Genomic DNA, 12473 nt, shown 5'->3' with positions numbered 1-12473 from the left:
CAATTTGAAAACCCAGTTTATGAGTGTGCGACCTAGTAAGATGAGCCCAGCTTGAGGCTCGCGAATTCCGGGGAATCCAGCAGATCCTGATGATGAGCGCGGGCAACATCGGGATGCGAACGCAGACGGCTCTTCAAATTATTCTGGCCGACTTCGCGAAAAAGCGTATTGAGCGGATCAACACTCACACCGCGTTCCTTCGTCTTCAATTCTTCTGGCAGATCAATAACAGGGATTGTCGCGTCATAACGTGCACCAAGGAAGAAGGCGACAGAGAAGCGTTCAGTTCCGGCTGGGGGCGCGGTAACGCCATGAACATCGGCACGCACGAAGCCATTGGTTGCAAGTTCAAGAAGCTCGCCGGTATTGATGACGAACGTTCCCGGCACAGGCGGCGCATCGATCCAGACGCCGTCTTCACGCTGAACACGCAGACCCGGCACAACGTCCTGAAGCAGGACAGTTACGAAACCACCGTCCTTATGCGCGCCGACGCCCTGCTCGCTTTCAGCCACATCACGACCGGGATAGCGAATGATTTTGAGAAGCTGCGAAGGACGTGGCTCGTAGATTTGTGCGAAGAAGTCTTCGCTCTGTCCGAGAGCCTGCGCAATAGCTTTGAGCACGTCAATACCGACACGCGTAACTTCAGCCTGATAGGCGAGCAGCAGAGGCTTTAGTTCCGGCAAAGCCTCCGGCCACTGGTTCGGTCCGATCAAACGCTTCCAAGCCGGGCTATCTGGACCAATTTCGATGGGCTCTAACTCGGTATTGATGTCGAGCTGTTCTCGCCAATCCTGCTCTCCCCGCGTGCGCTCCAGACCCGCACGATTATAGCCACGGAAATTCGATGTTTTGATCATCTCAATCTTGAGTTTTTCTTCGCTCGGCAGAGCGAAGAACCGCTTGGCTGTAGCGACAACATCTGCGATCAGCTGAGGGTCGACGCCATGTCCCGTAAGATAGAAAAAGCCATGATCATGAAGTGTTTGGCGTAGCTCATTAATAAAGCTTATCCGCTCTTCAAGCGTGCCATTATAGCGGGATATATCGAGCAGCGGCAAATTGATAGGATGTGTATGGAAAGTCATAGAAAATCTCCTTGGAGCGCCAACTTGAGTGATCGCCCGCTGAATCCCGATTATTCCATCAAAATCTACGGCTTATAGAACCTGCGAACAAAATAATAACGTGCTGATCTGCGTCACGTTTAGGAATTATTTTCTATTGAATGACATATGTAGAATAATTTTCGTTTTTTGCTTAAAAACCGTTATAAAACAGCGTGACGCGTGCGCCAGAGTTCCTCGGCTTTCTTGTGAAACTGACCATAACTTTCATTGTCAGCCCCGAGCACGGTCATCAGTGCCATAGCTGCTGACGCAATAATTGTAAGTTCGGCACGTTCATCAATAGCGGCACCCGACCAGACCGCAAGCCAATATTCAAAAGTGGTTAGACTTGCATGCTTATCCGTTCCGGCTTTTGATAAGGTGGGGAGTGTCAGGTCAGATTTCTGACCATCAACCCATCTGTAAATCGTATGTGCGTGAAATGGTACAAGCTCCGCCACATCGCGGCTTGTCGAAACTGCGGATACCGATTGCCAATCCAACAGTGCCGCCGTGTCACGATGCAATTCGCGATAGGCAGGCTGGGTTACACCGAGAAATGATGCAGAAAGCTGCATTGGATTGAGCAGATGCGCGAGGCTGTTGATTGATGATCGGGAATGAAACAGCGGGTAAAGTGCAAGCAAAGCATGAACTTGCGGCGAAAACCCCGCCAATGGTAGAAAGCAGATACCATGCGCGTTCAAGGCCTCTTCACCAAGCGACAATGAACCGCCAATCGGTATTTTGACCGCCTCTGCCGCGAGTTCCAGCTTGCCAGAGAGTTCGCCCATGCCACAACTGCCGTGCAACACGACTGGATAACCAGCGCGCGCGACAAGTATCGCAGCCAGCATGAACCATGGCGATTGATGCGAATTGGGCGAAAGATAAGCAGGCCAATCAAGAGCTGGCGTGCGTATTTTGGCATTCATGGAATAATATTTCTTTGCCGCCTGCGCCATGCCAGCAAGTTCAGGAGCCGTTTCGCCACGATAATGAATAAGCCGCAATAAGGCACTGATTTGCATGGGATCGGCTTCGCCCGCAAATATTGTCGTAAAAGCATCTTCGGCTTCATACATTTCCAGCGGGCGGGTATGCCCTATCTTACGCCCCGTTATGCCTATATATTTTGCAAGCCGTCGAACCGGGTCATTCTCATCCTGAATGTTGGCAAATTGTGCTGCAAGTTGTTCAGGCGTCGGATGGTTTTCCAGCTCCACAACCTTGCGGATACCAAGCGGTGGCGGTGCCGCGATAGCACTTGCCCGTTCCCAGCCATGACCTCTTTTACAATGAGTTTCGACGGCATTGATGCTGTCGAAACTCATCAAGGCTTCAGTCTCATTGGCCAAACGGCGCAGACGCCCGCGCAGTGCTTCTGCCTTAGGTGTCGCGATCATATTGCGACCAGAGCGCACAAAAATCGGATCGTTGAATTTTTCTCGAATCTGGCTAAGCAAGCGGCTCATGGCGGCAGTGCTCAGCCCCATTTGTTTGGCAGCTCCGCCAACACTGCCTTCCACAAGCAGTGCATCAAGCGCTATCAACAGGCGCAATTGACCAAGCCTGAGGCTTTCACCTTCCACGTCTGTCTGCGTTTTCATACGCTTGCCGGTCATTGCTGCATCATCCGTTCAGTTGCGTTTTCTGAAACTTGGAACTGTTATAAATCATGTCGATTGACGTCACGTTCTTGCCATACATAAGGAGAGCTGAAAACTCAACTTTAATGGTGATGAAAAATGACCAGCTTGTTTCGGGGATTGCGTACCCTTGGTTCGCAGAACAGGCAATTGGCCAGCAAATCGCTTTTTGCCAAAGCGATCCTAGCGGGTACATGCCTTTCGACTGCACTTCTTTTAAGTGGAACCGTTGCGCTCGCGCAGACGGCAACTACGGCAGAAGAGGACGCGGCAAAGAAGAAACAGGCCGCAGAGCAGGTGAATGCAGAAGGTGGAATCACGCTGAACCAGATCGTGATAAGCGCGACTGGTTTTGAACAAAATATCACCGATGCACCTGCAAGCATTTCGGTTGTTCCGGGTGAATCGCTTGAAAGAGGCGCTTATCGCGATCTTGGCGACGCGCTTCGCGATGTTCAGGGCGTTGCCGTGACGGGTGCTGCTGCGGAACGCGACATTTTCATTCGTGGCCTGCCGGGCACCTATACGCTCATTCTTGTTGACGGAAAGCGTCAGAGCACACGTGATGCCCGCACCAATGGCAATTCCGGTTTTGAGCAAAGCTTCCTGCCGCCAGCCAATGCGATTGAACGCATCGAAATCATCCGTGGCCCGATGTCTTCGCTTTACGGCTCAGACGCGATGGGTGGCGTTATCAACGTCATTACCAAGAAAGTTGCAGACACTTGGAGCGGATCGGTCAGCGTCGATACGACAGTGCAGCAGCATTCAAAATATGGGAATTCATATCAGGGTTCTTATTACATAACCGGCCCGCTCGTGCCCAACCTTGTTGGTGTGCAGCTGTGGGGACGCGGTATGAAGCGACAGGAAGACCAGATTATCAATGGTACTCCTGAGCAAAAGGACATCGATATTACCGGTCGTGTCACCCTCACGCCCAACGCCGATCACGATATTCAGATCGAAGCTGGCAAAACACGCCTGCGTCGTGATTCAACTGTTGGCAACAACATCAATCCAGTTCCGACAAGTGGCACTGCACCGATTGATGCTTATAATTACAATGATCGCAATCACTGGTCGATAAGCCATACAGGTCGTTGGGGGCCAACCACGTCTGATTTCTCGTTCTTGCAGGAAACCGCTGAAAGAACCAATTTTAGCTGGAACAAGGCCCGGGGAGAATTCGTCGAAAATCTTCGCTCGCCACACATTCGCAACTCCACGCTCGACGGAAAATTTACAACACCGTTTGAGCTTTATGGTAATCATACGCTAGTGACCGGTGGGCAATTTATCGAAGGCACCCTCACCGACCAGAATCCAGGTCGACGTACTGGGCTAGATGAACAGTTCACAATCAAGCAATGGGCGCTTTTTGCGGAAGATGAGTGGTGGCTGACGCCTGACTTCGCTTTGACCGCTGGCCTGCGTATGGACCATCACGAAATTTATGGCGCACATTGGAGCCCGCGTGGCTATGCCGTCTGGCACGCCACTGAGCAACTCACAATCAAAGGCGGTATTTCAACCGGCTTCCGCGCACCGGAAATTCGCACGATTGCGCCCGGATACGCTTATACGACCGGCGGCGGAAACTGTAGCTATGGCCCGAGCGGCACCTGTGGTGTCATCATTGGCGATCCAAATTTGCAGCCGGAAAAGAGCACGAGCTATGAAGCAAGTGCACTCTGGGATAACCAGCAGGGCCTGCGTTTAGGTGCAACCTACTTCTACACCGACTTTAAGGACAAGATTGCCAGCAATATTCAGTACGACCCAAATACAGGTCTGCCACTGCGTTGGGATCAGGATCCAAATTACGTGCTTTATTACAGCTACAACATTGATGATGCTGTGATTCAGGGAGTAGAACTGACTGCGGATTGGGAAGCGACGGATACGATTAAACTCCGTGCAAACTACACCTATACCCATTCCGAACAGAAAACCGGTGAATATGCCGGTCTGCCGCTGGCCCGCACACCAAAGCACATGGCCAGCATCCGCGCTGACTGGGAAACGCCTGTCGAGGGCTTAACGGCTTGGACCGCGGGTAACTATCATGGCGAGGAAATCAATGCAGGCTTGCGCATTGGTACAGTCGGCGAACCCTATGCATACAACAGCAGAGGTCAGGTGATTGCTCGTAAATACGCAGGCTATGCGACGCTTGATTTCGGTGGCTCTTATGAATTCAGTGAGAACGTGACGCTGAATGCCGCCGTCTACAACATCTTCGACAAAAAGGTGACCGTCGACGAAACAAACAATGTCGTCGAAGGCCGTCGTCTCTGGCTCGGTATGACATCACGCTTCTAAGACTATGTTTGACGCCAGCCTCACATGGCTGGCGTCATTTTTATGGAATGGGTGCTCCTGTGAGCAAAATCAATAACGCAATTCTGAAAGTCTGCCTTATGCTTGGAAGCCTTCTCCTGAACGCGACCGCGCAGGCAGAGCAGCCTATGGTCGGTTCTTTCGACATGCAGGCGAATGGCAGCGACTATCGGATTTTCACAGCTGCACCCGCAGAAAAAGCACCCTCTGAAGGCTTTCCCGTCATCTATATGACCGACGGCAATCGAATGTTGCCCATTGCGGCAAAGCTAATGGCGGAAAATCCGAAACTTAAAGCTGTTTTTGTCGGCATTGGTTATCCCACAGACGATAAGGATGAAATTGTTCGTCTACGCTATTTCGATCTGACACCGCCCACGCCTGACGAGCTGATCCCCGTTCAGACCAATATCCCCAAGACTGGCGGCCGCGATGCGTTCTTCAACTTTCTAAACCATCAGGTTAAAGCGGAAATTGAAGGACGTTTTCCCATTGATCCCAACAGACAGGCCTTGTTCGGCCATTCGCTTGGTGGGCTTTTCACGCTCTATGCACTCTTCAATCACACGGATTCTTTTCAAACATACAGCGCTGGCGACCCATCGATCTGGTGGAACAATCGAGCTGTCCTTGCTGATAAGGATCGGTTCTTGGAGGCGTTCAAAGCCAATCCAAAGCCGCTTCGCCTGTTAATCGAAAACTCAGGCAAGCGCGGTGAACGCCCGCAACAGTCCAAGCAGGAAACCGAGCGTCTCAAGACGCTGCGTGGCGGACCGTCCGGCGCGGACATTCACGATGAACTCAAGCAGTTATCGGGCTTTAAAGTCGCGTATCGGAAATTCGACGATGAAAGTCATGGCTCAATGATCCCGTTAAATGTCGAGGACAGCCTGAATTTCATCCTTCTCAACCAGATCCCAACAACCCAAAAAAACTGAAATTCATTGTTCGGGCTTTCACTGGAATAAAACCGGACTATAAAGCACAAGATTGACGAAAGGATTGAACGCCATGTTAAACTTTTCCCGTCTATGCGGCGCAGCACTTGTTGCAACCGCACTTGCGTCTGGCGCGAACGCAGCCGATATCGCGGTTAAGCATGCGCAGGGCGAAACGAGCGTTGCAGCCAGTCCGGCAAAAGTCGTGGTGTTTGATTTTGCCACGCTCGATAATCTCGACCGCCTTGGCGTCAAAATCATCGGCGTTCCCGGCAGCATCGCATTTCCCGAGTATCTCAAGAAATATGACAGCGCTGATTATGCAAAAGTCGGCACGCTTTTCGAGCCTGATTATGAAGCGGTCAATGCCGCAGAGCCGGATCTGATCATTGTCGGCGGTCGTTCGGCTGCAAAATACGGCGAGCTTGCAAAGATTGCTCCAACCATCGACCTGACAGTTCCTGCAAAGGGATTTATTTCAGGCACTGAAGCCAATATCGAAAAGCTTGGCGAGATTTTTGGCAGGCAATCGGAAGCCAAAGCAGAAGTTGACAAGCTCAACAGCGAATTGGCTGCACTGAACGAAAAGACGAAGGGCAAAGGCAAGGGGCTGATGATCCTGACCTCTGGTGGCAAGATCAGTGCCTATGGTCCTGGCTCGCGCTTTGGCGTGTTGCATGACAGTTTTGGTATCGAGCCAGCAGCAGCAGACCTTTCGGTCGGCAATCATGGTCAGCCGGTCAGCTCAGAATTTATTCTTGAAACCAATCCGGATTGGCTTTTCGTACTCGACCGTGATGCAGCCATCGGTCGTGAAGGCACATCTGCCAAGCAACTGCTTGACAACGAACTCGTGCGCCAGACCAACGCGTGGAAAAAAGATCAGGTCGTCTATCTCAACGGTCAGAACTGGTATCTCGTCGGAGGCGGTCTTGGTGCGTTGCACAACACGATTAAGCAGCTTTCCGAAGCCTTTGATAAAACTGAGTAATAAAGTCTTACCCAGTCAGCCGGCAAAAACCGGCTGACAAGGCAAAAATACAGGAATTCAGCGTGAAGGCACTTGCCGCAGCCATAATCACTGTCGTCATACTGGCTTTCATCAGCCTATTTATCGGCGTCAGCGATGTGTCACTCAGCACGCTTTTTGGCGCAAACAGCACTGATCGCGCCACGGAAGTGCTGCTGATCAGCCGCATACCGCGCACGCTCGCCATCATCCTCGCAGGCATGTCTATGGCCGTTGCTGGCATGATCATGCAGATGCTGACCCGCAATCGTTTTGTCGAGCCTTCAACGGCGGGAACCGTTGAATCGGCAAGCCTCGGGATTCTACTGGTTATTCTTTTTGCACCCGACACGCCGGTTTTCGGCAAGATGCTGGTGGCTTCGGTCACTGCCCTTGCAGGCACAGCGCTTTTCCTGCGTATCCTGCGCAGCATTCCCTTGCGTTCGATACTTGTGGTGCCGCTTGTTGGCATAATGCTGGGTGGCGTGATCAGTGCGGTAACAACCTTCATCGCCTATCGTTTTGATCTCCTGCAATCGCTCAACTCATGGACCACAGGCGACTTTTCCGGCGTTCTGCGCGGACGCTACGAACTACTCTATCTTTCGTTCTTTCTCACGGTGATTGCCTATATTGCCGCCGACCGATTTACGGTCGCAGGCATGGGCGAAGATTTCACCACCAATCTTGGCCTCAATTATCGCCGCGTGGTAACGCTCGGGCTGGTGATTGTATCAATGGTCAGTGCATCGGTGGTGGTTACGGTCGGCATGATCCCGTTTCTGGGGCTTATCGTGCCCAATGTGGTAAGCATGTTCATTGGCGATAATGTGCGCCGCGCCGTGCCTTGGGTGGCCGTGTTAGGTGCCGGGCTGGTTCTCGCCTGCGATATTATCGGCCGATTGATCCGCTTTCCTTATGAAATCCCAATCGGCACAATGATGGGCGTGGTTGGCAGCGCGATCTTCCTCTATTTGCTTTTGCGTCGGGGATCGCGCCTTGCTTAAACGTTCGAACCTTATCATCACATGTCTGTCGATTCTGGTCCTCATTTCCTGTGTCGCCTTCATGACACTGGGCGCAAAGGGAAGCTGGTCATTCATATTGAGCTTTCGTGGCACAAAACTCGCGGCCATGGTGCTCGTTGCCTATTCGATTGCTGTCTCGACAGTGCTTTTCCAAACCGTCACCAATAACCGCATTCTCACGCCATCCATCATGGGCTTTGATGCGCTTTATATCCTGATCCAGACATTGGCCGTATTTGCCTTTGGCGCAATTCATATCAACGGTCTTGGCCCCAATGTTCGCTTTTTTGCTGAAACCGCAATCATGGTAGTTTTTGCAAGCACACTTTATGCGTGGTTGTTTTCGGGTGCCGCACGCGGACTGCATCTCGTCATGCTGGTTGGTATTGTGTTCGGCGTTTTTTTCAGAAGCCTCTCGAACCTCATGCAGCGCATGATTGATCCGAATGAATTTGCAGTGCTTCAGGACCGCTTTTTTGCAAGCTTCAACAGCGTCAATGCCGATATTCTGCTGCTTGCCGCAATCATCGTGGCAGCTGTCACACTTTATGGCCTGCGCTTTGTAAACGTCTTCGATGTTTTGTCGCTGGGTCGTGATCCTGCTATCAATCTTGGTGTCGATCATAAACGCGTGGTGCATCGCATTCTGCTGATTGTCACGATCCTTGTTTCCGTATCAACTGCGCTTGTCGGTCCAATTACTTTCTTCGGCCTGCTTGTCGCCAATCTCGCCTATATGATTGCCGGGTCGTCCAAGCATCGCACCGTATTGCACATCGCGGTTCTGTTGGCGATCCTTTGCATTGTCGGCGGACAAACCATTCTTGAACGTGTTTTTTCGTTCAATACGGCACTAAGCGTCATCATCGAGTTTTTAGGCGGACTCGTCTTTATTATCCTTCTCGTCAGGGGAAATGCACGTTGATTGAAATAAGCCAGGTCAGCAAATCCTATAGCGATACGATTGTTGTCGATGATGTGACGCTGCAATTGCCTGCACGCGGCATTACCTCGATCATCGGACCCAATGGTGCCGGAAAATCGACGCTGCTTTCGATGGTCAGCCGCTTGCTGCCGATGGATAAAGGTCGCGTCACAGTCGACGGTCTCGATGTTTCCGCGACATCGGGCGATGTGCTTGCAAAACGGCTTTCCATTCTGCGACAGGATAATGCGATTAACTCGCGCCTCACCGTGCGCGATCTGGTGACTTTCGGGCGGTATCCGCATTCTAAGGGCCGCCCGACCCACGAAGACCTCAACCATGTGGATCAGGCAATCAGCTATCTCGGTCTTGAAGAACTTGGCGAGCGATTTCTGGATGAACTGTCCGGTGGACAGCGCCAGCGCGCTTTTGTGGCGATGGTTTTATGCCAGAATACCGATTATGTGCTTCTCGACGAGCCGCTTAACAATCTCGACATGAAGCATTCAGCATCAATGATGAAGCTGCTCAGGCGCGCAGCCGATGAACTGGGCAAGACGGTTGTTCTGGTGCTGCACGACATCAATTTTGCGTCGTGCTATTCCGACCATATCGTTGCCATGCGCAAGGGCAAGGTCGTGCATCAGGGACCGCCGGAAGTGCTTATTCGCCCGGATATTCTGCGCGATATTTACGAGATGGAGATTGCCGTCGAAATGATCGGCGGCAATCGCATTGGCATTTATTATCTCTGATTAGAGCACCGTGCACCCTCTTGGGCGAACAAAGGTCGCTCTAACACTTTAAAATTTGAGCATAATTTTAACTCAAACTGATCAAAGTTTAAGGAATTATGCTCTAGGCAACCGGCTCACCTGGAAAAAGCACCTGCAAGGCATCATAAGCCGAGAGAACCGTTTCCATCTGCGCCGTATGACCTTTGACGAAAGCATCGCCATAGATGGTTTCGTCCGGATATTCGGTGATCAGTGTCAACGGTACGGTGTGGCGATCATCGACACCCACAAGACATGGGAAGCCGTTGATAATGCGGAAACCTGTTTCGCCTGCATGTTGCTCAAAAAGCCTGATCTGCGCATCGTTGTACTCAAGAAGGCCATCAATGGCGCCAAGATGCCTGGTCACATGATCCATCAGCTGTTCCGCTTCTTTCTCCCATGACGCATGATGGCGAATAATCAGGAAGAAGCCCTTTGGCAGCGTCCACATGGCAAAGGAACGCGGCACATAACCCGACAGCGGTCGCGTCCATTCATGTGATGGATAGCCATGCAAATTGACATGCAGCTTCGCATCGGTGCGCGCCTCTGCCTCTACACGGATCGCTTTCTCATACAGCCCCTCGCCGGTGCGATATTCGAGATCATCGCCCAAAGCAGTGTATCGCGCCGCATGATGCATATGATGTGGCTGCAAAACGCACAGACGCTTATGGATTTCATATCCGTCGGGGTTTTCTTGCGGGGAGATTGTAAAATGTCCGCCATCGCGCGCGGCAAGTCGGCTGGCTGCCCGCAATGCACCGACGATGCCCGTTGTCTCATTGGCATGTTGACCGGCGCTGATCATCATCGGCGTCTCATAGCCCGAAACATAAGTCGCATGTACCGTTCGGCCTGAGCGGGTTTTGGCTTGAAAAGCCTCGCCGCCGAGCTTTGCGATTTCACGGCGGATCTGGTCAGCCGAAAGTGGCGCCTGCGCTTTTTCCAGAACCTGCTCGGCAGTCAGCGCATCGGCGGTTGCAAGCGGACGCGTTTCCACTTTCACAAAAGGTTTGGCATCGCGGAAGCGGACTTCGGGCACGATCTGGCCCGGCTGCAATCCCCGATCCCCGACCGGGCGATCTGACTTTTTCTGGAAGACTTCAAGCAGCGAGAAATAGATATCCTCGTGCAGAGCCTCAGTCAGGCTCAGTGCTTCCTCATCAAAAGGAAGGCGACGATCTGTAATCGGCAGGCTGACCGAAATGTTCAGCTCTTCGAAATAAGGTTCGCCCCTGCCCCAGTCATGGGTGGCAATGGTCAAAATCGTATCGTGAAACAGCTTTTCATAAGCAGTCTCAAAGCGTACGCTTTCGACATGACCTTCATGTTCGACGATCAGCCAGCCGGTTGGTGAGACAAGCGTTTCGCCAATGAAATCCTCATGCACCCGATTAGGTGCGAAGACGCGGTGGCTTTCATTGCGACCATCGGCAAATGTGAGATCGACTTCATAGAAAAAATCATCCTTGCCGGATGCACTGAAGCTGATCTTCGCCTCAGGCAGAAGTGCTGACAGCGGATAGGTTTCCAGCAAAAAGCGGTTCTCGACGCAATTATCATGGCGCGGATAGCGAATGGTTGCAGCCTTGAGTGCAGCACCGTCCACCTCTTCAAGGAAGAAGTGTAGAAGCGGCTTATAGGCCGAACGCAGATGCGCATCGATGCCCGCTTCACGTAGCTTCACTTCCGCAGCATAGCGGCTTGGCTGATCATCGAACAGCCAGGCTTCTAATTTCGCGCCACGCATTTCTGGCTTTGAGAAGCGATCAATGATGACTTCGATTGAACGCGGATATGTCTTTTCAAAAACCAAGCTCATCGCGAAGTCCTGCCAGTTGGATCAAGGCTGTCGCGCAGCCAGTCACCGAGAAGATTGAGACCAAGTACAGTGAAAAGGATAGCAAGACCTGGGAAAAGGCTGACCCACCATGCAGTCTGGAGGTAGGTGCGGCCATCAGCCAGCATTCCGCCCCAGCTTGGAATGGTTGAATCGATACCAAATCCAAGGAAGGTCAGACTGGATTCAAGCAGAATGTTGTTGGCAACATTCAGCGTCATCAAAACGATGACTGGCCCCATCAGGTTCGGCAACAGATGCTGGAAGATAATACGCCAGTCTTTAACGCCGATCGAGCGAGCTGAGAGGATAAACTCGCGCTCACGCAGCGAAAGCACAGAGCCCCGCACCAGTCGCGCATATTGCACGCATTGCGACACGATCAGCAGGATGATCGTGTTGACCAGTCCACCACCAAGAATAGCCATGAAGGTAATCGCAAGCAGAATGAACGGCATTGCAAGCTGCACATCGACAAAGCGCATCAGCGCCATGTCCCAGAAGCCGCGATAATAGCCTGCCACCAATCCCATAATTGTTCCGATAACCACCGAACCTATGACCGAAACAAAGCCGACGAAAAGCGAAATCTTACCGCCGATAATGACCCGAGCCAGCACATCGCGGCCGAGCGGATCAGTACCGAAAATATGTGCCGGATTAACGAATGGCGGCGTCAGTCGCGCCAGAAGATCGACCTTGTTCGCACCTGCGGGGAAGAGATAACCGGAGAAGATGACCGCAAAGCAAATACCGCCTGTCAGCAAAAATCCGACAATGAATTCCATGCTTGCAAAGCGTGAAAGCCGGAGGCTCGAAGTCTTTTTAATCGCTTGTGTAGCCATTG

General features: G+C 52.0%; 10 protein-coding genes. 6 read left to right on the top strand and 4 right to left on the bottom strand.

Translation table 11 applies throughout. The features are described 5' to 3' along the window. Positions 1 to 32: 32 nt before the first annotated feature. Both CEV31_RS09445 and CEV31_RS09440 read right to left on the bottom strand, forming a co-directional pair. A complete protein-coding gene (locus CEV31_RS09445) occupies positions 33 to 1091 on the bottom strand; it encodes an isopenicillin N synthase family dioxygenase (protein ID WP_094506812.1) in 1059 nt (352 codons plus the stop codon). 182 nt (positions 1092 to 1273) lie between these two features. Further along, positions 1274 to 2737: a glycosyl transferase family protein gene (locus CEV31_RS09440; RefSeq protein ID WP_094506811.1), complete on the bottom strand. Its 1464-nt coding sequence runs from the start codon at positions 2735 to 2737 to the stop codon at positions 1274 to 1276. 123 nt (positions 2738 to 2860) lie between these two features. Between CEV31_RS09440 and CEV31_RS09435 the strand changes: the two genes are divergently transcribed. From CEV31_RS09435 to CEV31_RS09410, 6 genes are all read left to right on the top strand, one after another. Then, a complete protein-coding gene (locus CEV31_RS09435) occupies positions 2861 to 5086 on the top strand; it encodes a TonB-dependent receptor domain-containing protein (protein ID WP_235818065.1) in 2226 nt (741 codons plus the stop codon). Between the two features lie 59 nt (positions 5087 to 5145). Beyond that, on the top strand, positions 5146 to 6042 hold the full coding sequence (locus CEV31_RS09430) for an alpha/beta hydrolase (protein ID WP_094506829.1): 897 nt from the start codon (positions 5146 to 5148) through the stop codon (positions 6040 to 6042). 73 nt (positions 6043 to 6115) lie between these two features. Next, complete coding sequence (locus CEV31_RS09425; protein ID WP_094506810.1) at positions 6116 to 7033, top strand: siderophore ABC transporter substrate-binding protein; 918 nt, start codon at positions 6116 to 6118, stop codon at positions 7031 to 7033. Positions 7034 to 7095: 62 nt separating this feature from the next. Beyond that, positions 7096 to 8058: an ABC transporter permease gene (locus CEV31_RS09420; protein WP_094506809.1), complete on the top strand. Its 963-nt coding sequence runs from the start codon at positions 7096 to 7098 to the stop codon at positions 8056 to 8058. 61 nt (positions 8059 to 8119) lie between these two features. Then, complete coding sequence (locus tag CEV31_RS09415; protein WP_235818067.1) at positions 8120 to 9004, top strand: iron chelate uptake ABC transporter family permease subunit; 885 nt, start codon at positions 8120 to 8122, stop codon at positions 9002 to 9004. After that, positions 9001 to 9759 carry an iron ABC transporter ATP-binding protein gene (locus CEV31_RS09410; protein ID WP_094506807.1) on the top strand — a complete coding sequence of 253 codons (759 nt, stop codon included), beginning with the start codon at positions 9001 to 9003 and terminating at the stop codon, positions 9757 to 9759. The genes CEV31_RS09415 and CEV31_RS09410 overlap by 4 nt, the downstream gene beginning before the upstream one ends. Before the next feature lie 103 nt (positions 9760 to 9862). Here CEV31_RS09410 and CEV31_RS09405 read toward each other — a convergent pair whose 3' ends face one another. Both CEV31_RS09405 and CEV31_RS09400 read right to left on the bottom strand, forming a co-directional pair. After that, the gene (locus tag CEV31_RS09405) at positions 9863 to 11608 is read right to left on the bottom strand and encodes a M14 family metallopeptidase (protein ID WP_094506806.1); all 1746 of its coding nucleotides are present in this window, start codon (positions 11606 to 11608) and stop codon (positions 9863 to 9865) included. Beyond that, on the bottom strand, positions 11605 to 12471 hold the full coding sequence (locus tag CEV31_RS09400) for an ABC transporter permease (protein WP_094506805.1): 867 nt from the start codon (positions 12469 to 12471) through the stop codon (positions 11605 to 11607). Before CEV31_RS09400 ends, CEV31_RS09405 begins: the two co-directional genes overlap by 4 nt. Positions 12472 to 12473 lie beyond the last annotated feature (2 nt).

Origin of the sequence: Brucella thiophenivorans (assembly GCF_002252445.1) — a bacterium.
Lineage (GTDB): Bacteria > Pseudomonadota > Alphaproteobacteria > Rhizobiales > Rhizobiaceae > Brucella > Brucella thiophenivorans.
Note: the sequence above shows the minus strand (reverse complement) of the source record. Positions and strands in the feature narration are given on the sequence as shown.